Origin of the sequence: Synechococcus sp. GEYO, assembly GCF_900473955.1 — a bacterium.
GTDB lineage: Bacteria > Cyanobacteriota > Cyanobacteriia > PCC-6307 > Cyanobiaceae > Synechococcus_C.
In genome coordinates, this window is sequence record NZ_UCNL01000005.1 from 1 (window position 1) to 25,390 (window position 25,390).

The window sequence follows — 25,390 nt, forward strand, 5'->3', positions numbered from 1 at the left end:
CGAGGACGTCAAACCATCCCCGCTGTGGCGCGCGTCCTACAGCGATCGTCATGAGTGAGAACGGGTGCGGATAGCCGCAGGCTGTGGGATACCCGGCGACCTTAACAATTTCAGCGAGGGTTGCGGGGGCGAATCCCTTCACCTGAAACCCCTTGTATCGGAACATTTCTTCGGGGTTTCTTCCGCTTTGGTTTCAGCCTTTGTGGCAGAGCCACCGAACGTCGCCATCGACGCCGCTTCAGCGGTCACAATGGGCGCTGCTTCCGGGCTGTGATGGCCGCTGATCTGCTTGAACAACCTGTCGTCGGTTCTCGGCGGCTGTCCAATGTCCTGGTCGCCTCCATGGTCACCATTGGTGGCGTCGGCTTTCTGTTCGCCTCGCTCTCCAGTTATTTGGGGCGTGATCTTCTTCCTCTAGGACACCCTGCAGGACTTGTATTCGTCCCCCAGGGCCTTGTGATGGGGCTGTACAGCATCGCTGCAGCCCTTCTGGCCACCTATCTCTGGACGGTGATCGCCATTGACGTGGGCGCCGGCATGAATCGTTTCGATAAATCCGCAGGGGTCGTGATTATTTCTCGCCGAGGTTTTCGCAAGCCCATCAGTGTTGAGATACCGATCAAAGACATCAAGGCTGTCAAGGTCGAAGTCCGTGACGGCTTCAACACTCGCCGCCGTGTGTCTTTGCGCGTTCAGGGTCGACGCGATTTGCCCCTCACACGAGTGGGTGAGCCTCTACCTCTCGCCCAGCTCGAGCAGGACGGAGCTGAACTTGCACGCTTTTTGAATGTGAACCTGGAAGGGCTCTGAATGATCATGATTCGACAATCCATCAAGACACTGATGGCACTTACCTTGTGTCTGCCTCTTTTGGTGAGCTGTGCTTCCAGCACAACGGCTTCGATACCGTTTGGCTGCGAGCAGGCCAGCAGTCCTTGCCTTCAGGGCAAGGCCAGCGTTGAGCTCACCACCAGCAAGGGCTCGATCACCCTGGAACTCAACGGCGATGCCGCTCCTGTGACGGCTGGGAATTTCCTTGATCTGGTTCAAAGGGGTGCCTACAACGGCACTGTTTTTCATCGAGTGGTGAGGGACCCGGTTCCATTTGTGGTGCAGGGCGGTGATCCCTCCTCTAGTGATCCCGCGACTCCAAAGTCGCAGTACGGAACGGGGAGCTTCGTTGATCCGACCACCGGACAGGCACGTTTTGTGCCTCTTGAACTGTCCTTTAACGGCGAAGACCAGCCCCGTTATGGCCGCGTTGTGAGTAACCCTACTGAGCTTGTGCAGCTCAAACTCAGCCATGAACGCGGCGCCCTGGCTATGGCTCGCTCCCAGGCTCCAGATTCCGCCAGCGCCCAGTTCTACATCGCACTCAAGCCCCTGCCAGAACTCGATGGTCGCTATGCCGTCTTCGGTCGCGTGACTCAAGGTCTTGATGTTGTGGATGCCATCCGTCAGGACGACACCATCGAGAAGGCCGTGGTGTTGACACCCGGTCTCTGATCAACGAGAAGCTCAGGCGGGCACGCGCCCGCCTGAGCTTGAAGCCTTAAGCATTTCAGTGTTAACTCCAGAAGCTCTTTCGAGTGCGACCTTGCCGGTTCGAGCGATTTCCTCGATGCCGTAGGGAGCCATCAGCCGTTCCAGCGCCACCAGCTTCCCTGGATCGCCGACAACCTCCAGGGTCAGAGCATCGTCTGCGACGTCAACCACCTTGGCCCTGAACACCTGCACTAATTCAAGGATTGCGCTGCGTTGGGCCGCCGGTGCGGAGACTTTCATCAGCATCAACTCCCGTTCGACTGCAGGACGCTGGGAGAGGTCGAGAACCTGCAGCACGTTGACAAGCTTGTCGAGCTGTTTGCTCATCTGTTGAAGGGTGTGCTCGTCGCCTTCGACCACCATGGTCAGCCTTGAGCGACCAACAGCCTCAGCAGGACCAACCGCAAGGCTGTCGATGTTGAAGCCACGGCGTGCGAACAGGCCGGCTATTCGGCTGAGGGCGCCTGATTCGTCCTCCACCAGAACCGACAGAGTGTGCTTCATGCGGGGTGACCGATCCCTGGTGCGCTTGTGCTTCCCAAATTACGGTCCAGCCAGTGCAGCAACTCCAGGTGAAAGCGATCGGGTGTTTCGTCGTGGGGGCAATGGCCGGCATTTTCGATCACCTTGAGCTCCACCCATGGGTGTTGAGATCTGACCCATTCGCCGATCATCAACGGCACGAATCGGTCCTGGCGCCCCCAAATCAACAGAATCGGAGGAGCGTTTCGCATGGTCTTCAGTCTTTGCAGCAGCACTGGGGCGGTGGCGTTTCTGGGACGGAGAGCCATGCCCACGCTCATCGCACGAAGGCTTCTGGCAGCTGTCCCCCTGAGGGCAGGCTGAGCGATCAGGGCCTGCAGCTCCCGGTCGGTTCGGATTGATCGTTGATAAGCACCCTGAAGCCCAGCCCGCAGCAGAGGAGTTCGCGCGATCAGCGGCACGATCAATTCCAGGGGCAGTAGGCGGCAGATTGCTGTCACCGTGATGCGTCGTAACCGCTCTAGCCAGCGGGACTGCTGTTGTGGCAGGGGGCGCAGCAGGGTGGGGTCTGGTAGAGGTGCTGCAACGGCTGCTTTCACCAGTTCGGGTCGCAACGCAGCGGTGGTCAAAACGGTGAGGCCCCCCAGTGAGTTGCCCACAAGCACCGCCGGTTGCTCCACCACCTCTTCGAGAAAGGCGGCCAGTTGCCTGGACCACAATCTGTTGTCGAGTGAGAAGTGTCGATTCAGTCCGGGCTGGTCGGAGCGCCCGAAGCCGATCAGGTCGAGGCTGAACACCCGATAGCCAGCTGCGGCAAGGGCTCCGGCGTTATGCCTCCAGTGACTGCTGCTGGCGCCAAAGCCGTGAATTAGCACGATTGGCGGAGCCGAGGGTTGCCCGAGAACCCGCCAGTGACACTTGAGATCCAGCCAGTGCCATGTGCTGGCTTCTCCCCAGTCGGCACCGGTGGAGGCAGGCTGGAGAACGGTTGCGTGCACGCACCTGGAAGCGCCGGTTTCTCACTATCGCGAAGGAGCTGTCTGTCTGCAGACGGGATCAGGCTTTTTCCGTAAGGATTCGCGACCCTCGAGGGATCTTTCGGTTCTGCTGGCGGCCCACCAAGCGTCAGAGGCGCAACGGCCACTGCGCTGGCTTGACCTGATGGCCGGTTGTGGCATCCGCGGTCTGCGCTGGGGGCTCGAAGCCTGTCCCGAATCCAGACCCGATCTGGAGCTTTGGTTGAACGATGCCGATCCAGATCGCAGCTTGTTGCTGGAATCGAACCTTCAGCTTCTGCAGGGTGTGCGTGGAGTTTCGTTGACAAGCACCAGTTGGGTGGCGGAGCGTCTTCTGCGCCAGGCCTACCTCGATCAAACCTTCTTCGATCTGATTGATCTGGATGCCTTCGGTTGTCCCAATGCCCTACTTCAGTCGGCCTTGGCGGTGCTGCGCTTCGACGGCCTACTTGTTCTCGCCAGCACGGATGGACGTTCGCCCACCGGCCATGACCGCCGTGCGGCGGTGCGTCATTTCGGGGCAGCAGCGCGAGCCCATCCCGCCAGTTGGGAGCTGTCTCTGCGACTTCAGCTGGCAGTGCTGGCAAGAGAAGCCTGGCAATTAGGCCGGGGGCTTGAACCCGTTGCCAGTTTCAGTGAAGGACGCACATTCCGGCTTGTTGTGCGATTACGCCAGCGCTTGGCCGCTGATGAGGAATCGCAGCTAGGCCTGCTGGCACGTTGCGAGCGCTGTGGTGATCAAGCGGTTCAACCGCTGTTGAAGCTCTCGGGCTGGAGATCCTGTCGCTGCACGGATGGCCAGGGCCGATGGGCTGTGACAGGGCCGCTTTGGCTCGGGCCTTTGCAGATGCCTGCAGTTCTGGATCAGTTGCTCAAGCTTGCCGATTCAAAGCCAGACACTCTTTCAGCTGCTGGTCGGCGTCTGCTGCAACGCCTGCAGAGGGACTGCGGATTGCCGGTCTGCTGCTGGTCCACTGCTGAGCTTGCCAGCCGGCTATCTCTTGCTGGACCACCTCCGCTGGAGGAGCTGGTTCAGGCGCTGCTGAGTGCAGGCCACCAGGCATGCCCCAGCGCAGTCATGACCGGCCAGCTGCGCACCGATGCGCCGATGGCTGAGTTATTACAACAATGCGTTCAACACGTTGCTGGAGATCGTTAAATAGGAGCTGATTCAGAACACTGATCGATGGCTTCGGAGATTTTCGGGATTGCAGCTGTGTTTTGGGTGCTGATTCCCGTGGGCCTGGCAGGTGGAGCCTTGCTGCTCAAGCTGCAGAAGGACTGATCTCCGCAGTGCGAGGGAACGCCAACTAAGCTCCTCGCTGGACTTTGAAAGCCCTATGCAGGTTCTTGTGGTCGGTGGAACAGGAACCTTGGGCAGGCAAATCGCCCGCAGGGCTCTTGATCAAGGTCATGACGTTCGCTGCATGGTGCGAATCCCAAGGAAAGCGTCCTTCCTTCAGGAGTGGGGTTGCGAACTCACACGCGGTGATCTGCTCAATCCAGCCAGCCTCGATTACGCCCTCGACGGAGTCGATGCCGTGATCGATGCGGCCACCAGCCGCCCCGATGATCCCAAGAGCATCTATCAAACAGATTGGGACGGCAAGCTCAACCTTCTCCGAGCCTGTGAACGCGCCGGTGTGACCCGTTTCGTGTTCCTTTCGCTTCTAAATGCTGAACAGCATCGAGATGTGCCGTTGATGGACATTAAATATTGCACTGAAAAACTTCTGAAGGAATCAGAGCTCGACTACACCATTCTCCAGGGTGTGGCGTTCATGCAGGGCGTGATCAGCCAGTTCGCCATTCCTGTTCTGGAGAGCCAGACCGTTTGGGTGAGCGGCAGCCCCACATCGATTGCCTACATGAACACGCAGGACATGGCTCGTTTCGCTGTGGCTGCGCTCGACCATGAGGAGACGGTGCGCAAGACATTTCCCGTTGTTGGGCCCAAGGCCTGGAATAGCGGTGAGGTTGTTCAGCTCTGCGAACGTGCTGCTGACAAGTCAGCGAGGGTCTTTCGAGTGCCCTCCTTCATCATGCGATTCACCGAAGCGATGTGTTCCTTCTTTGAACCTGCCGTGAACGTGGCTGAACGTCTGGCATTCGCCGAGGTGTCAGGAGGTGGTGTCTCGATGGATGCACCGATGGAGGAGACCTACCAGAGCTTCGGTATTGATCCAGGCGAGGTCACTCATCTTGAGGACTACGTCAAGGAGTACTACGACTCAATCCTCAAGAGACTTCGGGCGATGGAAGCTGATCTGGACAAGGACGCCAAGAAGAAACTGCCGTTCTGATCGAAGCCGGCCTTCAGTCGACTAGTTGATGCGTACTAGTCTTTTCGATACATTGAATTCATCCGCCTTTCCTCAAGATGTCTGCCGCTCAAGTCAAGAATCTGCAGCGACGTCTCGACAATCTTGCCCGTGAAGCCGAGACGGAGCTTGACCGCGCCTGTGGTCATGATCTTTGGCGCAATGTGGGCTTCGATGCCTTCGACGGCCTCGAGGACAGCGACCGCCGAGCGAGCGCGAATTACTACTACGGTCAGTGGTCGACTGTGCGTGAATTGCTGGAGGCCCTCGGCTGATGAGCGAAGGATGTTGTGGACCGGCTCTCGATCAGACCCAGGCCGTTGAACAGCGCTATGGAGCTGCAGCGCTTGAGCAGGAAGCCTGTCTCTGTACTCCGGTCGCCTTTGACGCCTCCTTGCTCAAGGTCATCCCCGAGGAGGTGGTGGAGCGTGATTACGGCTGCGGCGACCCGACGCGCTGGGTTCGTTTGGGTGACACCGTGCTGGATCTGGGCAGTGGCAGCGGCAAAAATGCCTTTATCTGTGCCCAGGTAGTGGGTGGCGATGGCGCTGTGATTGGCGTGGACCGAAATGCCGACATGTTGGAGCTTGCCCGCGTTGCAGCTCCAGTGGTGGCCGAGAGAATCGGTTACAGCAACGTTCGCTTTCTGGAGGGGGCAATCGAAGCTCTTGATGCGCCAACCCCAACGGGTGAGCTGCTGATTCCCTCAGCCAGTGTGGATGTGGTGCTGAGCAATTGTGTGCTCAATCTGGTGAATCCTTCAGCGCGTTCGGCTCTACTCGCCAACATCCGCAGAGTGTTGCGCCCCTCAGGCCGCGTCGCCATCAGCGACATTGTGTGTGATCGCCCTGTTCCTCAGCATCTTCAACAAGATCCAGATCTTTGGAGCGGTTGCATCAGTGGTGCTTGGGAGGAGGACGCCTTCCTTGCCGATTTCCGTGCACTCGGCTTTGAGGATGTGAGCTATGCCGACCGCTCCGAGAAGCCATGGCGTGTTGTGGAAGGCATCGAATTCCGTGCTGTCACGCTCACCGGCGTTTTGGGTGCTGGTTGAGCAGGGCTCTAAGGCGTTGATGCTCGTCCGACGTGATCTCACGCCATTGACCTGAGGCGAGGCCGCTGAGGTTGAGAGGTGGCCCTCCATCCATCAGATCAATGCTGTGGCGGATCAGTCGCAGCGTTGGAAGCCCCACGGCCGCTGTCATGCGACGCACCTGGCGGTTGCGCCCTTCCCTCAGGCTGAGTTGCAGCCAAGTGGTGGGAATGCTGAGCCTGGTGCGGATTGGCGGGTTGCGTGCCGTGAGTGTCTGTTCGTGTTCAGCAGCAAGACGTTGTGCCCTTGCAGGCCTGGTGAGCTGCTGTTTGACCATCACCCCATCGCAAAGGGCATCCAGCTGGCGTTGATCAGCACTGCCCTCAACCTGCACCCAGTAGGTGCGCCAATGGCCAAAGCGGGGGTCTGTCAATCGTTGTTGCAAGCGGCCGTTGGCGGTGAGGAGGAGCAGCCCTTCGCTGTCGGCGTCCAGACGACCTGCCGCATAAACATCAGGAATAGTCACCCAGTCGGCAAGGCAGCCCCATCGGCTGCCCGGTTCAGGTGTGAACTGGCTGAGGACTCCGTATGGCTTGTGAAGCAGAAGTGTCAGGAGCGTTCGCCGAAGCAGATCAAGAGTGCTTCGCCCCATGTGGAGGCGTCGTTGATGTGATCATCGTGCAGGTGCTTCATTTTTTCGGCCTGCATTTTCATAATGGTGGCCTGGGTTAAGAAGTGACCCTTTCTCTTGGCCAGGTTCACCACATGCATGGGAGTAGCTGCAGACGCACCTGATCGCGAACCTGGGAATCAGGCCGAGTCAGGTTGACGAAAGAGGCCAGAGCGGACTCGGCCCCGGCGTTTTGGCGTTATCAAAAGGTTAGGTGGATTTTTGACGGGCACGCCACAGGTTCACAGCACCGATGGAAATCATCAGCAGCCCCAGATCCATGGAGAGGGGAGGGAGAATCATCGGCTCGTTTCAAGATCAGCCGACCTTAGGGAGAGCTCATCTGTCTTGGGGCTGCTCAGACAGCAGGCGGCCTCCTAAAATGCAGGAACGTTTTGCGGGTCAATGCCGGCGCATGATTGAAACCTCGGGTGTGATCGAGAAGGAACAGGGCAACGGGTTTTACCTGGTGACCCTGGAGCAGCCCGCAGGTCATCAATGCCTTTGCCGTGCCGCGGGCAAACTCACCAAGTTCAGAATCAAGCTGTTGGCCGGAGACAAGGTGCTGGTGGAGATCAGTCCCTATGACCTGACCCGTGGCCGGATCACCTACAGAGAACGCAACGCCGGTGCCCCCGGTGGCCGCCCTGGTGGTAACCGTCCGGGTGGACCTCGTCGCCGTTGAGGCTCAGGCTTTGCTGAGCACCGAGCGGATTGAGTCCATGAACTCACTCCGCTGCTTCACCCCACGCCACTGCTGCTTCAGTTGCTTGTCGAAAAACAGCTGAACAGTTGGTGTGCCATTGACTCCGGCCTGCTGAGCGATCTCTTGGTCGGCTTCGATATCGATTTCGATTCCCTGGGCTTCCCCGTGCAGCTCATCAAGTACTCGCTTCAGCTGAGGTTTGAGTACGTGGCAGGGACCGCAGCTTGGCGATGTATAGACCACAAGCAGGGGCCGAGTGCTGTCGTGATACAGCTTCCGCAGGGCATAGCTGCCTTTTTGCCAAAGAGCGTTTGAGTCGTAGGTGGCTTCAGTGGTCTCGGCTGTGGTCTGTGGTGGTTCTGCTTTGGCTGGCTCAGCCTGATCCCTTCTGACCAGTGTTGCCAGATTGTGATGAGAAAGCCAGCGCTCGGCGGCGAGAGCGGCCTGACAGCCGCTGCCAGCGGCGGTGACGCCCTGACGCCACTCTCCATCGGCGACATCACCTGCTGCGAACACACCTTCCATGGAGGTCTCCGGTCGACCCGGTTGGGTGACCAGGTAACCGATGGGATCGCAGTCGAGCTGGTCGCGAACGAGCTCTGTGTTGGGCGTGTGTCCGATGGCATAAAACATGCCCCGAACAGCCAGCTCTTCGTCGATACCGCTGTCACGTCGATGCAGGTTGAGGCTGCTTAACCAGTCATCGCCTTGAACGTCGCTCACCTGAGTGTTCCAGTGCACGCTGATCTGTGGATTGGCCTGAACGCGGTCACTCATTGCCGCACTGGCGCGCAGACGGTCTGAACGCACCAGCAGATGGACATGGCTGCCGTATTTGGTGAGGTAGACCGCCTCTTCGCAAGCTGAATCGCCACCGCCGACCACGGCTAATTCTTCGTTGCGAAACTGAGGTGTGGCGCCATCGCAGATGGCACAGGCGCTGATGCCCTTGCTCCAGAAGCGCTCCTCATTCGGCAGTCCGAGCCGATTAGCGCTGGCCCCTGTGGCGATGATCACCGCTTGGGATTCAACGACCTGCCCGTCGACTTCAATTCGGTAAGGACGCTGGCTGAGATCAATGCGGTCGGCATCAGCTTCAAGCAGCCTTGTTCCCCAGCGCGTGGCCTGGGCTTTCATCAAGTCCATCAGGTCGGGACCGAGAACACCGTCAGGAAATCCGGGGAAGTTTTCAACATGGGTGGTGGTCATCAGCTGGCCACCAGGGATGCCTCCTCTCTGAAACCCTGTGATCAGAAGGGGATTGAGATTGGCGCGGGCGGCATAGATGGCAGCGGTGTAGCCGGCTGGGCCGGACCCCACAATCACCAAATTCTCAACCGCCATGCTTATCCGGAATGACTATGAGATGACTTTAATCTCCGCGACGTCTCGTCAGCGGCAGCGCCAGAAGGATTCGAGTGATCAGTCTGGGTGAAATTTGCTTCACCAAGATGTACAAATTGGACCGAAATGCCTCAAGGTTTCGATACGAATTTCAGTCTTTCTTTAGATTTCAACTGCTCCGTCTGTTGCTCCATCAAGTTCCAGGTGATGGCGTTTCCCTTGTGTTCGCTGAACACTCAACACAGAGTCCTCAAGAAGTTCAGGATGCTCCCCTAAACAGGTAATCCATTCTCTGAATTCCTGCGTGAGTGCATAGCTGTCCTCGTAGCGCTCAGCACTGTCCAGAACGGCAATCCGGGTTCTTGCCCAGCAGGTGGCAACGTTGACTCGACGTTCAATTGCTGCGTCCATGTCTGTCTCCCAGATGGCGACCAGGCTGATGGTTGATGGGTCCAAATCAGGCCGGATTTCGCAGAATGTCGCATTTTTTCTTGGGAAAGAATGTTTTCAACGCTGCAAAAATCTGGGTAACTGCGGTGTGCGCATCCTGATCACAGCGCCTGCACCGTCCTCAATCGCTTCCATCGGCAGCGACGGACCTCGCCAGTCACCTCCCAGATTGCTGTCGTTGTCTTCGGCGCTTTGCGGGGCTGCGATGCGATAAGGCTCAGACAGAGACCAGCTGCGGGCGTATTGCATTAGCAATGGATCCGCCGGAGCGAACACGTAGGAGGGTTCGCGCGGAACCGCTTCCAGCGAGGCTCTTTCACTGCACATGCGCACTGCTCTGGTGATTCCCTGAACGAAGCGACTGCGCGTCACCACCGTGGTCAGGTAAGCGACCACTCTCAGCCGTGAGGCATCGAATCCTTCCGCGCACATGTCAATGCTCACTAGCCAGTCGGCATCACCGCTCTGAAAGCCATTGAGGCGTTCAGGTGCTCCTGGGTCCTGGGAATGCACCAGATCGACCCGATCACCTTCCTCCTCCAGCAGCAAGGTGATGCTGCGGGCATGCTCAATGTCGCGGGCGATCACCAGTCCGCCTGCGCGCGGGTGACGTTTGCGAACGCTTTCGAGCTTGGTGCGGGCTCTCAGCAGCAGCAGCTGGGCAATACTGCTGCTGTCGGAAAGACGAATGGCGCGGCGCAGATTCCTGGCTCTCCAGCTTTCTCTCTGTTCAGCTGACAGTGGCGAAACCTCTCGGTCCGGCAGCCCTTCCTGGGCGTGTTCTACCCAGCCGTCTTGAAAACGAAATTCGAGGGGACGAACATCACCAGCATCGATCAGTTCTCGGGGTTCGACAGAAAGATCGGGATGGATCTGTTCCACCAGCTGGCCGGCTTCCTCCACCCGCACCCGCCGGGCGGCGCAGAACGCCAGGTTGTCTGCGCGAAACGGTGTTCCGGTTAAACCGAGACGCAACCGGGCATGGCTGCTGAGCTCCAGAAACGTTCGTCCCCAAACCGGGCCGTCAGGTTCATCGGGGTCCACTCCAAGATGATGCGCTTCGTCGGCGATGGCCAGCAGAAGGTCCTGGTTCCAGCGGCTGAGCTCGGCTTTCAGGGCCTCCTGCTGGCGTCCTGCACCCTGGTAGCTGAGCAACCATCCGTCCGCGGCGTCTGAGGCGCTGTTAGGCCCGCTCCAGAGATCAAGCTGCAGACCCAGCTGGGCTGCAGCACCATGCCACTGGCTTAAGATCGAGGTGCGATGGCAGAAGATCAGAGTGCGTTGCAGCATGCCCTCCGACTGCATCGCCTGAAAGGACAGCAAAGCGCCAAGAGTTTTGCCAGCGCCTGGACCGGCATGAATCAGGACATCACGTGCTGCAGTTGTGCCTGGGTCCAACCGCCTGCGCAGCAGTTGAATGAGCTGCTGCTGCCATTGCCTGGGCCGAATCGCCCGCGACGGAAGCTCGGCACCAAGAGCGAAGGACGGTGTGTTGATGGCGACGTTGAAAGATAGGTCTTTCTAACCATTCCAATCGGTTGCGCCACCCTTAACTTCCGACCATCAGCCTCTGGGGTTCGGCCCCCTGCCGCCATGGCCAGAAGCCTTCTCCGTTACTCGTCCAGTCCAGAGTCTCGCCGTTGTCTAGAGCGTTGCTGGCCATTGGAGTGCGACCTTGACCCGCTGATTCTTCGCGCGCGGCTTCTCCATGGCCAGGGCCTTCGCCCGCAGGCGTTAGCGGTGGAGGAGGAGCTTCAGCCGATGTTCTGAAGCTCCTTGCTCACAGACTGCTCCAGATTTCAGAGCGATTCGGTGTGATTGCACAGCAATCGTTCGACTTCCATCAATCCCTCTGAAGCGGCCTTCTCAGCGCGATCAACCTGGCCGCCTGCTGGTTCCAGAATTCTTGAGGTGAGTCGCTCCATCAATTCAGCTCTGTTCTCTTCCAGAAGCGTCAGGATTTCCTTTTCGATCAAGTGCCGCACGGCTTCAGCGCGCAGGTGGTCTTCAGAGGCTTCATCGAATGTTCCTTGGACAAGCTCCTGGATGAAGAGGCGATGCACTTCACTGCTGCGCAGAAAGCTCTCAGTGGCGTTGATGATTCCATCCACCAGGGTGCGATCCGGCTCGGAATCCAGTTCCCTGAGCTTGAACTCCCAGTCGAGATGACGTCGCTGCCAGCCCGCTGCATGCAGGCTTGGCATCACGGTTTGGGAGAACGTGTCCACCGACATTTCATAAATCCGTTCCGCCAGGCGCTCGCACCATTCACGGCCGTGTTCAGCCAGAAGGTGTTCCATGGTGATGCGGTCCACGGCATGACCGCCGTGGTGGCTGTGGCAGACGCCATCAGGGCATTCGATTGCGGTGAGTCCCATGCTGTTGCAGACAGGAACCTCTCCCTAGCTACAGGCTTCAGGGGCAAACCCCCTTCTTCAGAAAAGATGCAGGCCTCCACAACCCGTGACCTCGTAATCTCAGCTGGGTCGGCGGCATCACGATCTTGCCCATACTGTTGATCCCGGTGGAGACCGCAGCGGGCGAAACCCGCGTTGCGGCCTCTCCGGAAACCGTCAAGAAATTCGCTGCACTCGGCTGCAGCGTCGTCCTCGAGCAGGGAGCTGGTCAGCCTTCTGGCTATCTGGATCAGGCGTATGCCGAGGCCGGAGCGGAACTTGTGACCCGCGGGGACAGCTCGGCCTGGTCTCAGGCTGATGTGTTGCTCTGTGTTCAGTCACCCTCGACGCAGGCCCTCAGTCAGCTCCGTCGCGGGGCTCTGTTGGTGGGTCTTCTCGCTCCCTATGCGAACGCTGAGCTGGCTGCGGGTCTGCAACAGGCAGGTCTGTCGGCCATGGCCCTTGAGCTGCTTCCACGCATCAGCCGTGCTCAGTCCGCAGATGCGCTGTCGTCGCAGGCCAATATCGCCGGCTACAAGTCGGTGCTCCTGGCCTCTGCGGCACTGGACCGTTATTTCCCGATGTTGATGACGGCGGCCGGCACTGTTCAACCGGCCCGCGTTGTGATTCTGGGTGCTGGAGTGGCTGGCCTGCAGGCGGTCGCCACGGCACGCCGGCTCGGCGCCGTTGTCTACGTCAGCGACATTCGCCCTGCGGTGAAGGAACAGGTGGAATCGCTTGGTGCCCGTTTCATCGATCCTCCTGAGATGGAGGACAAGCCCGCTGAGTCTGGTGGCTATGCCAAGCAGGCCTCTGATGCTTTTCTCGCAGCGCAACGCCAGCAGCTTTCAGACCAGTTGGCCGAGGCTGATGTGGCCATTTGCACAGCTCAGGTTCCAGGTCGTCGTGCTCCACGGCTGATCAGTGAGGACATGCTGGATCGCATGCGCCCAGGAGCTGTGGTTGTGGATCTGGCGGTTGCCCAGGGAGGCAACTGCGCCGACACCATCGCCTCGAAGACCGTAGACCGCAATGGCGTGAAGCTGATCGGTGCCAACGATCTGCCCTGCACGGTTCCTAACCATGCCAGTGCGATGTATTCCCGCAATCTGCTGGCCTTACTTCAACCCACCCTGAAGGATGGTCAGCTCACTCTCGACAGCGAAGACGAGCTGATTGCCGGATGCCTGATCAGTCAGGACGGCACCATCCGCCGCGGAGATGTTCTCACCCCAGGAGCCAATTAATGGATTCCCTTTTTCTCATGGGTGCGGCCACGGCCTCCCAAACACCACCTCTGGTGAATGCCCTCTGGGTGCTGTTGCTCGGAAGCCTGCTCGGCTTCGAGCTGATCGGCAAGGTTCCCCCCACGCTGCACACGCCATTGATGAGTGGTGCCAATGCCATCTCCGGCATCACGATGCTGGCCGCTCTCACCGCGATCATCAAAGCCGATGGCAGCACTCCTCTGCTGGTTCTTGGCTCGGTCTCCCTTGGCTTCGCTCTCTTCAACGTGATCGGCGGCTTCCTGGTCACTGACCGCATGCTCGCCATGTTCAGCCGCAAGCCCGCTCGCAAGGAGAACAGCTGATGGAGTTCCTGAATTACGCCATCGATCTCGTCGCCGTTCTGCTGCTGGCACTCGGCATCAAAGGTCTCTCCAAAGTGCGCTCTGCGCGTAGTGCCAATCAGCTGGCAGCTGTGGCCATGGCCCTCGCTGTGATTGGTCTGCTGATCAGTTATCTAGGCACACCAAGCTTCGATGGGCAGGCCTGGGCATGGATCATCGTCGGCACACTTGTCGGCGGAGTGCTGGGTGCGATCACGGCCCAGCGGGTTCCCATGACCTCCATGCCCGAAACCGTGGCGCTGTTCAACGGCTGTGGCGGCATGTCATCGCTGTTGGTGGCCCTGGCAGCGGCAATGTTCCCCGGAACCCTTGATGACGGCACGCTCGTGGCGGTTGTATCGATTGTGATCTCCGTCTTCGTTGGCTCGATCACCTTCACAGGGTCGATCGTGGCGATGGCCAAGCTTCAGGGCTGGCTCTCAACGCCTCCCTGGATGCAGAGCAAGATCCGCCATCTTGTCAATATCGCTCTGGCTGTTGTTTGTTTTGTGGCAGCGATCAACTTGATCGCTGCCGATGGCAGCAGTCAGGCTGGGTTGTGGTTGCTCGTGATTTCTTCCGGCCTGCTGGGCATCGGCGTCACCCTGCCGATCGGCGGCGCAGACATGCCTGTGGTGATTTCGCTGCTCAACAGCTATTCCGGTGTGGCCGCTGCTGCAGCTGGTTTTGTGGTCGGCAGCCAGCTTCTGATCGTGGCGGGTGCCATGGTCGGCGCTGCGGGCCTGATCCTGACTCAGGTGATGTGCAATGGCATGAACCGCTCACTGGTTTCGGTGCTGTTTGGTGGAGCCCTGGGAGCTGGCTCCGGCGGCGGGGGCGGCGGTGAATACACCAACATCACTAGCTGCAGCGTTGAGGAGTGTGCCCTCACCCTTGAAGCGGCTGAGCGGGTGGTGATTGTGCCTGGTTACGGCCTTGCAGTAGCCCAGGCTCAGCACACCCTCCGGGAGGTCACCCGTTCCCTGGAAGCTGCTGGTATTCAGGTTGATTACGCCATTCATCCTGTGGCTGGGCGCATGCCGGGTCACATGAATGTGCTGCTCGCGGAAGCCGATGTGCCCTACGAGCAGCTCAAGGAAATGGACATCATTAATCCTGATTTCCCTGCCACGGATGTGGTTCTGGTGCTGGGCGCGAATGATGTCGTCAATCCCCAGGCCAAAAACGACCCAGAATCCCCCCTCTACGGCATGCCCGTGCTTGATGTTCAGCAGGCACGCACGGTCTTTGTCGTGAAACGTGGTATGAGCGCTGGTTATTCAGGAATCAAGAACGACCTCTTTGAGCTTGCTAACACCTCCATGGTGTTTGGCGATGCCAAGAAAGTTCTGGGTGATCTGCTCGGTGAGCTGAAGGAGCTTGGTGTTGGTAAGAAGTGATCAGATCGGTCTGATCGGCCTTTGATGGGTTCCCATTCCCGCCTTCAGCACAACCCCCAGTTGCTCAGGCAACTGGGGGTTGTCACGTATCAACAACGCTGGCCTTGGATCGGCGGCGACTTGCAAACTCTGCGGGACACTATTCGGGCGGTTCCTTTGCCCGAGGATCAGGGAGAGCCGATTCGGATTGCTGTGCCTGCTCTGGCCAGTGGTGCAGCAGCAGCTGGCGAGTTGCTGGCTTTTCTGGATCGTCCCCTGCCCACGCCTGCAGGTGACCCCGTACCCTCAAAAGCGCTTGTTCTGGCCCTGCATGGGCTCGGTGGTTCCAGCCGTCGAGAGGGCCTCCGCCGTCTAGTCCTCACTCTCCAGAGGCGGGGATTTGCGGTGTTGAGGCTCAATCTGCGGGGAGCGGACCCCGGCAGAGATCTGGCCGGCGGCACCTACGCCGCCGCCTGTAACAGCGATCTGCTGCCAGTGATCGTGCGTGCCCGTGAGCTTTGTCGGCAGCTAGCCCCATCCAGATCCGCTTTGCCCCTCTTCGGTGCTGGGGTCTCTCTTGGTGGCACGATGCTTTTGAACGGTTGTCTGTCCAGCACGCAGGAAAGGGCCACGGCCGGACTTCCCCCCGATCAGTTGGTGCTCGATGGGTTGTTTTGCGCCAGCAGCCCCCTGGATCTGGCAGCTTGCAGCGCCTCGATCGAACGACCGCGCAACCGGGTGTATCAGCGATGGTTGCTGCAACGCCTGGTCCGACAAACACTGGCCGACCCCTTCGGTGTGAGCCCGCAGGAGAATGAATCGCTGACCCAAACCCCTCCGCGCTCGATCCGTGCTTTTGATGCAGCGGTCACCGCTCCTCGCTGGGGGTTCGATTCTGTCGATTCCTATTACTCCAGGGCATCTCCTTTGCCATTTCTGCTTGATGATCGGCGCTCGTTGCCGCCCACCCTGCTGCTTCAGGCTCTCGACGATCCCTGGGTGCCAGCGGCTGGAGCCAAGCGTTTGCTCTCAGCCCTCACGTCGCAGCCGGCTGCTCAGCCTGACCCTGTGTCGGTTCTTCTCACGGAGAGAGGCGGTCACAATGGTTTCCATGCTTCCGGCGACAGCCTGGAGAGCGGATGCTGGTCTGATCGTGTGGCTTCTGCCTGGTTGAGCCAACTCAGCTCTGAAAGGTCACGCTGAAAGGGCTGCGGCGGATCACCCAGTCTTCGCAGGGACGTCCACCGATCACATGCTCTTCGAGGATGCGTCGAATCCGTTCCGGCGTGACTCCTCCGTACCAGATGCCATCAGGCCAGATCAGCAACACCGGGCCCTGATCACAAACCCGCAGGCAGTCAGCTTTGCTGCGCAGGACCACCCCGCCTGGCCGGTCCGGACGCTCCAGTGCCAGCTCCCTCACTCCAAGCTTCAGAGCCTCCCAGCTGGCTGCGCCAAGGGCAGGATCACAGCATTTCGCTTTGGTGGCCGTTGCACAGAGCAGCAGGTGATGACTGATCACGCCGCCATGGCAGTGAGCGGAAGGCGTCGTGTGCCCCGGTCAACCTGTTCGCGCACGGCGGTGCGGGCCCACTGATCGACGGCCAGCACGTCATCCAATTGCGGCTGGTCAACCCGGTCGGATTTGTGGCGCTCGCAGGCTGTTTCGATCAGGTCGGGAATGTCGAGGAAATGAATCCGCTCCTCCAGGAACTGGGCCACCGCCTCTTCATTGGCGGCATTAAGCACAGCCGGCATGGTGCCACCGGCCCTGCCAGCGGCGTAGGCCAGTTGCATGCAGGGGTATTTGGCGGGATCGGGTTTGTTGAAGGTGAGTTGCCCGACCTCGGTGAGATTCAGGCGACGCCAGGGTGTTTCGAGGCGCGAGGGCCAACTCATGCAGTAAAGGATTGGCAGCTTCATGTCTGGCCACCCCAGCTGCGCCAGGATCGAGGAGTCAGCCAGCTCGATCATCGAGTGAATGATGCTCTGCGGGTGAATGATGATTTCGATGTGGTCGTAGTCGAGGCCAAACAGATAGTGGGCTTCGATCACCTCCAGCCCTTTGTTCATTAGCGATGCTGAGTCCACGGTGATCTTTCGGCCCATGCTCCAGTTGGGATGGGAGGTGGCATCGGCCACGGTGGCTTTCTCCAGATCGGCGGTTGCCCAATCACGGAAAGCACCACCTGAAGCCGTGAGCTGGATCCGGCGCAGGCCTGGAGTGGGAACACCCGTGGAGAGTCGGGCATTGTCAGCCCAGGGTGTGCCCTGCAGGCACTGGAAGATGGCGGAGTGCTCGGAATCAGCCGGTAGAAGGCGGCTGCCGCTTTTCTTGAGTTCCGGCAGCACAACCGGACCCGCTGCAATCAAGGTTTCCTTGTTGGCCAGCGCAAGATCCTTGCCGGCCTGGATGGCCGCCAGGGTTGGCAGCAGGCCTGCACAGCCAACAATGCCGGTCACCACGAGGTCTGCAGTGTCCCAGGAGGCCGCAACGTTCAGTCCGCCGGGACCTCCCACCAGTTCCGGTTGCCGTTGAGGCTTTTGATCCGCTGGCAGCGAGGCAAGCCGTTCCTCCAGTTCCTTAAGAAGAGATTCATCAGCGAGGGCTACCACCTCGGGGCTGTGTCGTTGGATCTGCTCCACGAGCAGGGGCAGGTTGCGACCAGCTGTTAGAGCCACCACCCGGAACTGTTCAGGGAACTCCTGAACGATTTCGAGAGTCTGAGTGCCGATTGAGCCGGTGGAGCCCAGCACGCTGATGGCTTTCACGCGGATCCTGGCGGTTGCAGCCATCTTCCCACTTCAATTCCAGTCCCTGGCAAACTTCGGCCAACGCACAGTCTTCACGTCATGGCGGCAGCGCAGAAGGAGCACTGGGGATCGGGGTTGGGATTTGTCCTGGCGGCAGCTGGCAGTGCAGTGGGTCTGGGCAATCTCTGGGGATTCGCCTACAGGGCCTCCCAGGGCGGAGGAGGCAGTTTCGTTTTCCTTTACGTGCTGATCGTTGCGGTCATCTGTCTGCCGGTGCTGGTGGCTGAGATGGTGCTGGGTCGCAACACCGGTCGCAGCCCCCTGCTGGCTCCGGCCCAGGCGGCTGGCCGCGACTGGAACCCGATGGGTTGGTTGTTTGTGGTCGCCGCCTGCGGAATCCTGGCCTTCTATGCCGTGCTGATGGGCTGGACCGCTCAGACCCTGATCCATGCCCTCAATGTGGGTCTTCCTCAAACCATGGAGGATGCCCAGCTGTTTTTCGACGGCATCAGTGGAGGTAACAGCGCGTTAGCAGGGCAGGCCATCAGCCTGCTGCTGACCGCTCTGGTGGTGTCTGCAGGAGTGCAGGCCGGAATTGAACGGCTGTCGCGCTGGGCGCTACCGCTTCTTTTCCTGCTGTTGGTGGCCCTGGCGATCTGGGCAAGCACGCTGCCTGGAGCGATCGATGGTTACAAGACCTTTCTGCTGCGCTGGGACGGCAGGGAATTGATGAATATCACCACCATCCGTAATGCGTTCAGCCAGGCCTTCTTCTCGATCGGCACCGGCATCGGTTCGATCATGGCGTATTCGGCTTATCTCAACCGCAAGGCTCCCGTTCCTCAAGAAGCGGTCGCAGTTGTGGGGCTGGACACCGCGGTGGGTCTGCTGGCGGGCATGCTCACCTTCCCCGTAGTGATCAGCTTTGGGCTGGGGGATGCCGTGAGTGAGTCCACGATCGGCACGATCTTTCTCGCGCTGCCAACAGGACTGGCCTCCATCGGCACGACCGGACGAATTGTGGCTGTGGCCTTTTTCTTCCTGGCCTATCTCGCTGCAATTACGTCGTCGGTGTCGCTGCTGGAGGTCCCGGTGGCATCGCTGATGGATCGCTGGAACTGGAGCCGCACCAAGGCGACCTGGATCAGCGCGGCGGTGATTTTTGTGATTGGTCTCCCCGCGGCCATGAATCTGCAGGTGCTTGGGGCGATGGATGCTCTGTTCGGCGGCGTGCTGTTGATTGCTGGCGGACTGTTGATTGCCGTGCTGATGGGATGGGTTGTGCCCCGGACCTTCCTGGCTGACCTCAAGGACAGCACCGTCACTCAACCATCCACCAGTGGTCTGATCCTGTTCTTCCTGCGCTGGGTCTCACCGGTGGTTATTGCTGCAGGCTTGTTGATCAGCGTGGTGGATCTGATCCGTAACTGGACCGGGCAAGGCTGAACTTCAGCCGATGTTCAGAACAGCCGATTGATGTGGGCTGAGGCCATCCGCACCTCTCGCAGAAAACAGATCGAAGCCAGCATTACCAGCAGCATCGCTGTGATGAACAGAGGAACCACCACAAGCGTGAGGTTGATGCGGCTGATCACGCTGAAGAACATCACAGCGACCACGGTCGAGATCAGCAGGGTTGCGGCGGTGAGCAGCTCGATGGCGCGGATCGTGAGCTGCATGCGCCTGCGGTAGACCACCTGCTCCCGTTCATCGACTGTTTCGCCCGCATCAAGAGCCGCCTTGGTCTTGCGTGCGTTGTCGACAATTCTGGCGAGGCGACCGGAGATCACGTTCATCAATGCTCCGATGCCTGCCAGCAGAAACACAGGAGCGACTGAAAGCTGAATGGCTTTGGACAGGCTCTCGGGTTCCATGGGCATCACGCCGGTCCTGGGCGAACCCTAGGCCTCGTGCAACGGAAATCCGGTAGACAGGTGCCTTGATGCACGCCAACACGATGCTCTGGCTCAAGCGCTGGAATTTCATTGAGAGGGCCAGGCTTGAACGGGAGCTCTGGGATGCCTTCGAGGCCAAGCAGGACCCTGAGGCCAAGTTGGAGCAACTCCGGAGCTGGATCGATGCCGCCGATCCCTCAGAACCCAACCTCGCCGAGCAGCGATTCAGGCTTGAGGTCTGGACCACCACCTTGGCGCGGATCCGCAAGATCGAGGCGATGATGACTTCGAAAAAGCCTTGATCAACAGCGGCGCCATTCGGTAACGCCGCCGGGTTTGTCAATTAGTTCGATCCCCTGATTCGATAGTTCTTCTCGGATTCGGTCGGCTTCGGCAAAATCCTTGGCCTGCTTGGCGGCCTTGCGCGCAGAAATCGCGGCGTCAATTGCTCTGCTGTCTTCCGACGCTGCGTTGGAGGATTCCATGGCTTGCTGAGGCTCATAACGGAGTCCGAGCACTGCGGCGAGCTCACGCAGCAACAGCCAGCGTTGATGCAGGGCATTCAGTGGAACCTGGTTTTCAATCTGTTCTCCCCGTTCCAGTCGGTTGGCCAGCGACCTCAGTGGTTTGGCCAGTTCAAACAGCACTGCAAGGCCTCCAGAGCTGTTCAGGTCCTGATCCATGGCCTCGGTAAAGCGGTCGCGAGCATCCTGTAAAACCTCATCCACAGACAAGTTCTGTGCCTGCATGGCACCGGATGGCAAAGCTTCTGCTCCAGGCCAGCCCAGCTGTTCTGAACATTGACTGCCAAGGCTGAGAGCAGCATTGAGTCCTTTCCATCCGGTGCTTGCCGCCTCAAGAGCGTCTGCTGTGAAATCGAGTGGCTTGCGATAGTGCGCCTGGAGCACAAACAACCGCAGGGTCATCGCTGAAATGCCGCTGTCGAGTAGTGCGCGGATTGTGGTGAAGTTGCCCAGCGACTTCGACATTTTTGTGCCGCCGACATTCACCATGCCGTTGTGCATCCAAACGCGGGCTAACTGAGCTTCATTGGCTGTTTCTGACTGCGCAATTTCATTTTCATGGTGCGGGAAGACAAGATCTCCGCCACCGAGATGAATGTCAATTGTTGTGCCGAATTCTTCGCGAACCATGGCAGAACATTCGATGTGCCAACCGGGCCGTCCGCGCCCCCAGGGTGATTCCCAGCCTGGTTCTCCATCTTTGGTTTTTTTCCAAAGCGCGAAGTCAAATGGGTGTCGCTTGCGTTCTTCCTCTCCTTCCTTGGTGCGGCCACTGGCTCCCTGTTGCTGCTCATTCGGGTCTCGACCACTCAGCTGGCCATAGTTCTTTGCTTTGGAAATATCAAAATACACATCGCCATCCGAACTATATGCGGCTCCCTTGGTTTCCAGTTCGCCAATCAGAGTTTGAATGCCTGGGATGCAGCATGTTGCACGTGGCATTTTGTCTGCGGGCAGAATATATAGACGAGCCATATCGATTTCAAAGGCTTTGATGTTCTTTTCACTGACCTCCTCCATTGTTGATCCTTCCGAGTTGGCCTTGTTTAATATTTTGTCGTCGATATCTGTGTAGTTTTGAACGAAGGTGACGTCGTAATCGCGCCAGATCAGATAGCGCCGTAACACGTCCCAGTTGATGTAACTGCGCGCATGCCCAAGGTGGCAGAGGTCGTAAACCGTAACTCCACAGCAATAGATCGTTGCCTTGCCGGCCTCCAGCGGTTCAAAGTCTTCGGTGCGATTGCTCAAGCTGTTTGTGAGGCGCAGTGGCAAAGGTCTGATCAGGCTCTCCAAGGAGGTTACGGCCCGTTCAGTCCTGGAACGCCCTTGAATCGCCTGGTTGCTTCCGAGTTGTTACCGATCTGTTGTCTTCGCTGGCTCTGATCGCTTCCACTCGATTTCGCTGGCCAGCAGCTTGCCCTCTGCTGTTGATAGCAGCTTGAGGGGCTGCATGGCTTGTTAGTGAAGGTTGTGATTGCCTTTGATTCTTATGTTGGCTTGAAACCGTTCCATGATTGTCGATGCACGATTTTCAGTAGCCTTTCAAGAACTGATCGTTTGAGGTAATTGTCTTCGAGCTTGCTGATTTGCATCAGGTATTCGTGCTGGCTCCCATTTCCTCGCTGCCTTGAGCAGATCACGGTCACGTCGTCATAGCTAAAAGGGAAGTCGTTGTTGAGTGGAACTTTGAGGATCCATTCAGCAATAAATAGAAGAAAGTCGCAGATGACTGGGTTGATGTATTCCTCTTCTTCTCCTAGATCTCCGCACGCCACCATCTGTTCTTTGCTCTGCGGTGTGTAGGTCACGAACGAAAAACAAGATGGTGCGCCAGTGGGCTGTAGGTGCAGCCCATGAAAAGCTCTGCGGGTCATGGCGTTCTCATGGCTTGTGAGATGGGCTCATTACTTGCTCGGTGAAGAGTCTTGGTGAATGACTCCAAATTGTTGGTTCATTGTTTGTTCTCCAAGAAGCCTGTTGAACCTTCATCTTTATTGTTTTCCCAAAGCTATGTCGATTGAAAAAGAGATCTTACCCAGGCTCTTATGCCGATCGCTCGGCTGTTTATAGAGTGTCTTTGTTGATTCCTGGGATCAGGTGGATGATGCATCCAGACTGGATGGGCGTCATTGCTCTATTGACAATCATCGTCTCAGTCACTGTGATTGGCTATCGCGAAGGGCATTCGATCATCAAGCGTCGCGTTTGATCATGTCCTGAGTCTTGCGGGCTGATCTCTGCAGGGTCATTTCGCGTCCATCCAGTTGGCACCGAGGCCGGTTTCAGCTACCAGGGGTACGCTCAGTGTCACAGCATTTTCCATGGTGTTGACGACAAGCTTTTGAATCGACTCCAGAGCACCTGGATCCACCTCAAGCACCAGTTCATCGTGCACCTGAAGCAGTAGTCGTGCCGGTAGTGCCTGCTGTTCGATTGCAGCCTGCAGCTGAATCATGGCCAGTTTGATGATGTCAGCGCTGGATCCCTGAATCGGCGCGTTGGCCGCAGCTCGCAATTGCTGAGCCTCCATTCCGCCGCGACGAGCGACATCCAAATCGATCTCCATCGGTTCCTTGCCCAGCAGGCGGCCCAGTCCGTTGCGATCGAAGTGGAAAGGCCGTCGCCTGCCCATTATCGTTTCCACATAACCGCGACTGAGGGCCAGTCGTTCCTGCAGTTCCAGAAAGGCGAAGACTTTGGGATACCGCTCGCGGTAACGCAGCAGAAAATCCTTGGCTTCTGCCTGGTTAACGCCGGTTTCTCGCGCGAAGCGTTGGGCACCCATTCCGTAGATCACGCCAAAGTTGATCGTTTTGCCCAGGCGTCGTTCGTCGCTGTTCACCTCGTCCTTGTCGAGCAGCAGCCGTGCTGTCAGGGCATGCACATCGTCTCCTTCTCGGTAGGCCTGTTGCAGCACGTCTTCGCCGGAGAGGTGGGTGAGGATCCTTAACTCAATCTGGGAATAATCGGCGCTGAGTAGCGTCCAGTTCTCATGAGGCAGGAAGGCCTTGCGGATGCGGCGGCTGTAGTCCGTGCGGACGGGAATGTTCTGGAGGTTGGGATTACTGCTGCTCAACCGGCCGGTGGCGGTGACCGCTTGATTGAAATCGGTGTGCACTCTGCCGGTTTCCGCTTCCACCAGTTGCGGCAGGGCATCCACATAAGTGCTCTTGAGCTTGCTCAGCACGCGGTGTTCGAGAACCAGCGGCACAACGGGGTGATCAGCCTCCAGTTTCTCCAGAACAGTGGCATCGGTGCTGTAACCAGTCTTGGTTCTGCGGGATTTCTTGCGGTCGAGGCCGAGGGTGTTGAACAGCAGCTCGCCCAGTTGCTTGGGCGAGGCGAGGTTGAAGTCGGTTTCTGCTGCCTCTTTGGCCTCCTTCTCCAGCCTCTGCAAGATGTCACCCATTTCAGTTGACAGTGCACTGAGATAAGGCACGTCAATGCGGATGCCGGTGGCTTCCATCAAGGCCAGAACCGGTTCCAGCGGCAGTTCCACGTTGTCCAGAAGGCTGGGGAGACTTTCTCCTGTTGCCTGCAGCTGTTGGCGTAGATCGATGGCCAGTCGGCGAGTGAGATGGACGTCCATGCCGCAGTACAGCGCGGCCTGGTCAAGGTCCACTTCTGCGAAGCAACTCGCCTTGCCGTCCTTGGGCTTGCCCACTAGATCACTGAATAGGGTGGGAGTGATTCCATACATCCGTGTTGCCATGGCATCAAGGCCGTGCTTGGCCGCGGCATCTCTCAGGTAATCGGCCAGCAGGGTGTCCATGGCCACGCCCGCCAACGGCAAGCCATGTCGCAACAGGATCAGGCGGTCATATTTCGCGTTCTGCAGTGCCTTGGGGTGCTCAGGGCTGGCCAGCCAGGGAGCCATCTGTTCCAACACCGTCTCGATTGGAAGCTGCACCAGTGGGCGGTCTGGTTCCAGCGTTACTTCCGTCGCTGCACGATGACCCACAGGGATGTAAGCGAGATCGGCATCACCTGGACCCCAGCACACGCCGATGCCAACCAGCTGCGCCTTGAAGGGATTGAGATCGGTGGTCTCCGTGTCGAGCGCAACCGGAGCCGTGGCATCGGTGCAGGACTGCAACCGTTGCATCAGGTCATGGAGTGCTGCGTCGCTGCAGATCAGCTGTGGCTTCAGATCCGGTTGGGATGAGGCGGCGGAATCCTGGCTGAAAGCATCAGGGGCGTCCTGCTTCTTAGTTGCAGCATCCTTCGACCTGTCGGCTTGAGAGGAGTCCTTGGAAGTCTTGGTCTCCAGTAGGTGGGTGTTCGCTGCTAGGCCACCGGTGGAGAAGGTGGCGATGAAACCAGGAACTTGTCGCACCAGGCTGTTGAGCTCCAGGTCCTTGAGCTGAACCTCCAGTCCATCGCCGTCCACGGGCCCAAGTTCGAGAACGGGCTCCTCAGGCAGGGGGATGTCGACCAGGATTTCGGCCAGTTGTCTTGAGAGATAGGCGTTGTCCCGGTCGGCGCTGAGCTTGCCCTTAAGAGCACCTTTCACAGCACCTCTGCTGGCCTTGGGGCCTTCCGCCTCGACTTCGGCAAGCACCTTGTAGACGCCATCGAGGTCCACATTCTCTTTGAGCAGATTGATGGCGGTTTTCGGGCCAACTCCTTTCACTCCAGGGATATTGTCCGAGCTGTCTCCAGTCAGAGCCTTCAGGTCCACCACCTTGTCGGGCATTACTCCGAGCTTGAATTGGACACCTGCCTCATCAATCAGGGTGGGTCCGCTGCTTTTGGCATAGGGGCCGCCACCCATGTACATCACGGCAATGTCCCTCTGGTCGTCCACCAGCTGAAACAGGTCGCGGTCGCCGCTGAGAATTCTCACCCTCCATCCCGAGGATGCCGCTCGGTTGGCCAGGGTTCCGAGCACGTCATCCGCTTCGAAGCCAGGCGCCAGACAGAGGGGCAGCTGCAGCTGATTGCGCAGGATTAACTGCAGTTGGTCAAGGTCCTGAAAGAACACATCCGGAGCGACATCCCGGTGAGCCTTGTAATTGGGATCAGCCTTGTGGCGGAAGGTGGGCTCGGCGGTGTCAAAGGCGATCGCCACACCCTGAGGTTTCAGCCCCTTGCAGTTATCCAGCAGGGCCTTGAGAAATCCATAGGTCACGCTGGTTGGACGTCCGTCCTTCGTGGCCAACCCACCTTCGCCGCCTTTGCTGAAGGCATAAAAACTGCGGAAGGCCAGGGAATGGCCATCCACCAGCAGCAGCAGCGGTTTCTCCTTGGTTTGTGGCATGG

Annotated in this window: 29 protein-coding genes; 15 read left to right on the top strand and 14 right to left on the bottom strand. The window is 58.7% G+C overall.

The annotated features are described in order from the left end of the window. The first annotated feature begins 273 nt into the window (after nucleotides 1-273). Both DXY37_RS03505 and DXY37_RS03510 read left to right on the top strand, forming a co-directional pair. Nucleotides 274-810 carry a photosystem I assembly protein Ycf4 gene (locus DXY37_RS03505; RefSeq protein WP_115125404.1) on the top strand — a complete coding sequence of 179 codons (537 nt, stop codon included), beginning with the start codon at nucleotides 274-276 and terminating at the stop codon, nucleotides 808-810. Between the two features lie 33 nt (nucleotides 811-843). Then, on the top strand, nucleotides 844-1,506 hold the full coding sequence (locus DXY37_RS03510) for a peptidylprolyl isomerase (protein WP_371637821.1): 663 nt from the start codon (nucleotides 844-846) through the stop codon (nucleotides 1,504-1,506). Nucleotides 1,507-1,518: 12 nt separating this feature from the next. On the opposite strand, the gene ilvN is transcribed toward DXY37_RS03510, so the two are convergent. Together ilvN and DXY37_RS03520 are read right to left on the bottom strand one after the other, a co-directional pair. After that, nucleotides 1,519-2,049, bottom strand: a complete 531-nt coding sequence (gene ilvN / locus DXY37_RS03515) for an acetolactate synthase small subunit (RefSeq protein ID WP_067097610.1) — start codon at nucleotides 2,047-2,049, stop codon at nucleotides 1,519-1,521. Further along, on the bottom strand, nucleotides 2,046-3,026 hold the full coding sequence (locus DXY37_RS03520; protein ID WP_115125405.1) for an alpha/beta fold hydrolase: 981 nt from the start codon (nucleotides 3,024-3,026) through the stop codon (nucleotides 2,046-2,048). The genes ilvN and DXY37_RS03520 overlap by 4 nt, the downstream gene beginning before the upstream one ends. Between DXY37_RS03520 and DXY37_RS03525 the strand changes: the two genes are divergently transcribed. The 5 genes from DXY37_RS03525 (at nucleotide 2,995) to DXY37_RS03545 (ending at nucleotide 6,419) form a co-directional block, all read left to right on the top strand. After that, on the top strand, nucleotides 2,995-4,203 hold the full coding sequence (locus DXY37_RS03525; RefSeq protein WP_115125406.1) for a N2,N2-dimethylguanosine tRNA methyltransferase: 1,209 nt from the start codon (nucleotides 2,995-2,997) through the stop codon (nucleotides 4,201-4,203). The genes DXY37_RS03520 and DXY37_RS03525 overlap by 32 nt on opposite strands. 27 nt (nucleotides 4,204-4,230) lie before the next feature. Continuing rightward, a complete protein-coding gene (gene petM / locus DXY37_RS03530; RefSeq protein WP_011933540.1) occupies nucleotides 4,231-4,329 on the top strand; it encodes a cytochrome b6-f complex subunit PetM in 99 nt (32 codons plus the stop codon). A gap of 55 nt (nucleotides 4,330-4,384) precedes the next feature. Beyond that, the gene (locus DXY37_RS03535; protein WP_115125407.1) at nucleotides 4,385-5,347 is read left to right on the top strand and encodes an NAD(P)H-binding protein; all 963 of its coding nucleotides are present in this window, start codon (nucleotides 4,385-4,387) and stop codon (nucleotides 5,345-5,347) included. Nucleotides 5,348-5,424: 77 nt separating this feature from the next. Then, entirely contained in the window at nucleotides 5,425-5,640 is a 216-nt protein-coding gene (locus tag DXY37_RS03540) for a hypothetical protein (protein ID WP_115125408.1), read from the top strand. Further along, the gene (locus DXY37_RS03545; protein ID WP_115125409.1) at nucleotides 5,640-6,419 is read left to right on the top strand and encodes a methyltransferase domain-containing protein; all 780 of its coding nucleotides are present in this window, start codon (nucleotides 5,640-5,642) and stop codon (nucleotides 6,417-6,419) included. Before DXY37_RS03540 ends, DXY37_RS03545 begins: the two co-directional genes overlap by 1 nt. Here the strand turns inward: DXY37_RS03545 and DXY37_RS03550 are convergent. Together DXY37_RS03550 and DXY37_RS03555 are read right to left on the bottom strand one after the other, a co-directional pair. Further along, entirely contained in the window at nucleotides 6,394-7,050 is a 657-nt protein-coding gene (locus DXY37_RS03550) for a pseudouridine synthase (RefSeq protein ID WP_115125410.1), read from the bottom strand. The genes DXY37_RS03545 and DXY37_RS03550 overlap by 26 nt on opposite strands. After that, entirely contained in the window at nucleotides 7,008-7,169 is a 162-nt protein-coding gene (locus DXY37_RS03555; RefSeq protein ID WP_244276825.1) for a Nif11-like leader peptide family natural product precursor, read from the bottom strand. The genes DXY37_RS03550 and DXY37_RS03555 overlap by 43 nt, the downstream gene beginning before the upstream one ends. A 314-nt stretch (nucleotides 7,170-7,483) precedes the next feature. On the opposite strand from DXY37_RS03555, the gene infA reads away from it, so the two are divergent. Next, on the top strand, nucleotides 7,484-7,753 hold the full coding sequence (gene infA / locus DXY37_RS03560) for a translation initiation factor IF-1 (RefSeq protein WP_006041809.1): 270 nt from the start codon (nucleotides 7,484-7,486) through the stop codon (nucleotides 7,751-7,753). 3 nt (nucleotides 7,754-7,756) lie between these two features. Here infA and trxB read toward each other — a convergent pair whose 3' ends face one another. From trxB to DXY37_RS03575, 3 genes are all read right to left on the bottom strand, one after another. Beyond that, complete coding sequence (gene trxB, locus DXY37_RS03565) at nucleotides 7,757-9,118, bottom strand: thioredoxin-disulfide reductase (RefSeq protein WP_115125411.1); 1,362 nt, start codon at nucleotides 9,116-9,118, stop codon at nucleotides 7,757-7,759. 162 nt (nucleotides 9,119-9,280) lie between these two features. Further along, nucleotides 9,281-9,529, bottom strand: a complete 249-nt coding sequence (locus tag DXY37_RS03570; RefSeq protein ID WP_115125477.1) for a hypothetical protein — start codon at nucleotides 9,527-9,529, stop codon at nucleotides 9,281-9,283. Between the two features lie 96 nt (nucleotides 9,530-9,625). Continuing rightward, a complete protein-coding gene (locus DXY37_RS03575; RefSeq protein WP_244276827.1) occupies nucleotides 9,626-10,966 on the bottom strand; it encodes a DEAD/DEAH box helicase family protein in 1,341 nt (446 codons plus the stop codon). A gap of 195 nt (nucleotides 10,967-11,161) precedes the next feature. Here DXY37_RS03575 and DXY37_RS13225 point away from each other — a divergent pair, with 195 nt between their 5' ends. After that, the gene (locus tag DXY37_RS13225) at nucleotides 11,162-11,338 is read left to right on the top strand and encodes a hypothetical protein (protein WP_170951770.1); all 177 of its coding nucleotides are present in this window, start codon (nucleotides 11,162-11,164) and stop codon (nucleotides 11,336-11,338) included. A gap of 29 nt (nucleotides 11,339-11,367) precedes the next feature. Here the strand turns inward: DXY37_RS13225 and DXY37_RS03580 are convergent, their stop codons facing one another. Continuing rightward, entirely contained in the window at nucleotides 11,368-11,946 is a 579-nt protein-coding gene (locus tag DXY37_RS03580; RefSeq protein ID WP_115125413.1) for an EF-1 guanine nucleotide exchange domain-containing protein, read from the bottom strand. Between the two features lie 146 nt (nucleotides 11,947-12,092). Here DXY37_RS03580 and DXY37_RS03585 point away from each other — a divergent pair, with 146 nt between their 5' ends. The 4 genes from DXY37_RS03585 to DXY37_RS03600 are packed head-to-tail and all read left to right on the top strand — an operon-like array spanning nucleotide 12,093 to nucleotide 16,155. Then, nucleotides 12,093-13,211 carry a Re/Si-specific NAD(P)(+) transhydrogenase subunit alpha gene (locus tag DXY37_RS03585; RefSeq protein WP_115125414.1) on the top strand — a complete coding sequence of 373 codons (1,119 nt, stop codon included), beginning with the start codon at nucleotides 12,093-12,095 and terminating at the stop codon, nucleotides 13,209-13,211. Beyond that, nucleotides 13,211-13,555, top strand: a complete 345-nt coding sequence (locus tag DXY37_RS03590) for an NAD(P) transhydrogenase subunit alpha (protein ID WP_369813443.1) — start codon at nucleotides 13,211-13,213, stop codon at nucleotides 13,553-13,555. The genes DXY37_RS03585 and DXY37_RS03590 overlap by 1 nt, the downstream gene beginning before the upstream one ends. After that, nucleotides 13,555-14,973: an NAD(P)(+) transhydrogenase (Re/Si-specific) subunit beta gene (locus tag DXY37_RS03595; RefSeq protein WP_115125415.1), complete on the top strand. Its 1,419-nt coding sequence runs from the start codon at nucleotides 13,555-13,557 to the stop codon at nucleotides 14,971-14,973. Before DXY37_RS03590 ends, DXY37_RS03595 begins: the two co-directional genes overlap by 1 nt. A gap of 24 nt (nucleotides 14,974-14,997) precedes the next feature. Further along, entirely contained in the window at nucleotides 14,998-16,155 is a 1,158-nt protein-coding gene (locus DXY37_RS03600; RefSeq protein WP_115125416.1) for a YheT family hydrolase, read from the top strand. Here DXY37_RS03600 and DXY37_RS03605 read toward each other — a convergent pair. Beyond that, nucleotides 16,133-16,474, bottom strand: a complete 342-nt coding sequence (locus DXY37_RS03605) for a ferredoxin (protein ID WP_115125417.1) — start codon at nucleotides 16,472-16,474, stop codon at nucleotides 16,133-16,135. The two genes, DXY37_RS03600 and DXY37_RS03605, sit on opposite strands and share 23 nt — an antisense overlap. Continuing rightward, nucleotides 16,471-17,724, bottom strand: coding sequence for a 1-deoxy-D-xylulose-5-phosphate reductoisomerase (locus DXY37_RS03610; RefSeq protein WP_115125478.1), 1,254 nt, complete (start codon nucleotides 17,722-17,724; stop codon nucleotides 16,471-16,473). Before DXY37_RS03610 ends, DXY37_RS03605 begins: the two co-directional genes overlap by 4 nt. A gap of 81 nt (nucleotides 17,725-17,805) precedes the next feature. Here DXY37_RS03610 and DXY37_RS03615 point away from each other — a divergent pair, with 81 nt between their 5' ends. Beyond that, a complete protein-coding gene (locus DXY37_RS03615) occupies nucleotides 17,806-19,152 on the top strand; it encodes a sodium-dependent transporter (RefSeq protein ID WP_115125418.1) in 1,347 nt (448 codons plus the stop codon). A gap of 14 nt (nucleotides 19,153-19,166) precedes the next feature. On the opposite strand, the gene DXY37_RS03620 is transcribed toward DXY37_RS03615, so the two are convergent. Continuing rightward, the gene (locus DXY37_RS03620) at nucleotides 19,167-19,580 is read right to left on the bottom strand and encodes a DUF2721 domain-containing protein (RefSeq protein WP_115125419.1); all 414 of its coding nucleotides are present in this window, start codon (nucleotides 19,578-19,580) and stop codon (nucleotides 19,167-19,169) included. A gap of 83 nt (nucleotides 19,581-19,663) precedes the next feature. Here DXY37_RS03620 and DXY37_RS03625 point away from each other — a divergent pair, with 83 nt between their 5' ends. After that, nucleotides 19,664-19,903 (top strand): hypothetical protein, encoded by a 240-nt coding sequence (locus DXY37_RS03625; RefSeq protein WP_115125420.1) that lies wholly within the window; start codon nucleotides 19,664-19,666, stop codon nucleotides 19,901-19,903. Here DXY37_RS03625 and cysS read toward each other — a convergent pair whose 3' ends face one another. The 3 genes from cysS to polA all read right to left on the bottom strand — a co-directional run bounded on the left by cysS (nucleotide 19,904) and on the right by polA (nucleotide 25,388). Then, nucleotides 19,904-21,400 carry a cysteine--tRNA ligase gene (gene cysS, locus DXY37_RS03630; RefSeq protein ID WP_115125479.1) on the bottom strand — a complete coding sequence of 499 codons (1,497 nt, stop codon included), beginning with the start codon at nucleotides 21,398-21,400 and terminating at the stop codon, nucleotides 19,904-19,906. It abuts the gene before it with no gap. A gap of 215 nt (nucleotides 21,401-21,615) precedes the next feature. Then, nucleotides 21,616-22,002, bottom strand: a complete 387-nt coding sequence (locus tag DXY37_RS03635; protein WP_115125421.1) for a hypothetical protein — start codon at nucleotides 22,000-22,002, stop codon at nucleotides 21,616-21,618. Nucleotides 22,003-22,373: 371 nt separating this feature from the next. After that, on the bottom strand, nucleotides 22,374-25,388 hold the full coding sequence (gene polA, locus DXY37_RS03640; protein ID WP_115125422.1) for a DNA polymerase I: 3,015 nt from the start codon (nucleotides 25,386-25,388) through the stop codon (nucleotides 22,374-22,376). Nucleotides 25,389-25,390: the final 2 nt, after the last annotated feature.

What these genes read in the sequence shown, in the direction of transcription:
- DXY37_RS03555 (WP_244276825.1), bottom strand. Translation starts at nt 7,169, where the DNA reads ATGCATGTGGTGAACCTGGCCAAGAGAAAGGGTCACTTCTTAACCCAG.
- DXY37_RS03505 (WP_115125404.1), top strand. Translation starts at nt 274, where the DNA reads ATGGCCGCTGATCTGCTTGAACAACCTGTCGTCGGTTCTCGGCGGCTG.
- ilvN (WP_067097610.1), bottom strand. Translation starts at nt 2,049, where the DNA reads ATGAAGCACACTCTGTCGGTTCTGGTGGAGGACGAATCAGGCGCCCTC.
- DXY37_RS03580 (WP_115125413.1), bottom strand. Translation starts at nt 11,946, where the DNA reads ATGGGACTCACCGCAATCGAATGCCCTGATGGCGTCTGCCACAGCCAC.
- DXY37_RS03590 (WP_369813443.1), top strand. Translation starts at nt 13,211, where the DNA reads ATGGATTCCCTTTTTCTCATGGGTGCGGCCACGGCCTCCCAAACACCA.
- DXY37_RS03570 (WP_115125477.1), bottom strand. Translation starts at nt 9,529, where the DNA reads ATGGACGCAGCAATTGAACGTCGAGTCAACGTTGCCACCTGCTGGGCA.
- DXY37_RS03635 (WP_115125421.1), bottom strand. Translation starts at nt 22,002, where the DNA reads ATGACCCGCAGAGCTTTTCATGGGCTGCACCTACAGCCCACTGGCGCA.
- DXY37_RS03620 (WP_115125419.1), bottom strand. Translation starts at nt 19,580, where the DNA reads ATGGAACCCGAGAGCCTGTCCAAAGCCATTCAGCTTTCAGTCGCTCCT.
- DXY37_RS03550 (WP_115125410.1), bottom strand. Translation starts at nt 7,050, where the DNA reads ATGGGGCGAAGCACTCTTGATCTGCTTCGGCGAACGCTCCTGACACTT.
- DXY37_RS03615 (WP_115125418.1), top strand. Translation starts at nt 17,806, where the DNA reads ATGGCGGCAGCGCAGAAGGAGCACTGGGGATCGGGGTTGGGATTTGTC.
- DXY37_RS03535 (WP_115125407.1), top strand. Translation starts at nt 4,385, where the DNA reads ATGCAGGTTCTTGTGGTCGGTGGAACAGGAACCTTGGGCAGGCAAATC.
- petM (WP_011933540.1), top strand. Translation starts at nt 4,231, where the DNA reads ATGGCTTCGGAGATTTTCGGGATTGCAGCTGTGTTTTGGGTGCTGATT.
- infA (WP_006041809.1), top strand. Translation starts at nt 7,484, where the DNA reads ATGATTGAAACCTCGGGTGTGATCGAGAAGGAACAGGGCAACGGGTTT.
- DXY37_RS03545 (WP_115125409.1), top strand. Translation starts at nt 5,640, where the DNA reads ATGAGCGAAGGATGTTGTGGACCGGCTCTCGATCAGACCCAGGCCGTT.
- DXY37_RS03540 (WP_115125408.1), top strand. Translation starts at nt 5,425, where the DNA reads ATGTCTGCCGCTCAAGTCAAGAATCTGCAGCGACGTCTCGACAATCTT.
- DXY37_RS03625 (WP_115125420.1), top strand. Translation starts at nt 19,664, where the DNA reads ATGCTCTGGCTCAAGCGCTGGAATTTCATTGAGAGGGCCAGGCTTGAA.
- DXY37_RS03600 (WP_115125416.1), top strand. Translation starts at nt 14,998, where the DNA reads ATGGGTTCCCATTCCCGCCTTCAGCACAACCCCCAGTTGCTCAGGCAA.
- trxB (WP_115125411.1), bottom strand. Translation starts at nt 9,118, where the DNA reads ATGGCGGTTGAGAATTTGGTGATTGTGGGGTCCGGCCCAGCCGGCTAC.
- DXY37_RS03595 (WP_115125415.1), top strand. Translation starts at nt 13,555, where the DNA reads ATGGAGTTCCTGAATTACGCCATCGATCTCGTCGCCGTTCTGCTGCTG.
- DXY37_RS13225 (WP_170951770.1), top strand. Translation starts at nt 11,162, where the DNA reads ATGGCCAGAAGCCTTCTCCGTTACTCGTCCAGTCCAGAGTCTCGCCGT.
- DXY37_RS03510 (WP_371637821.1), top strand. Translation starts at nt 844, where the DNA reads ATGGCACTTACCTTGTGTCTGCCTCTTTTGGTGAGCTGTGCTTCCAGC.
- polA (WP_115125422.1), bottom strand. Translation starts at nt 25,388, where the DNA reads ATGCCACAAACCAAGGAGAAACCGCTGCTGCTGCTGGTGGATGGCCAT.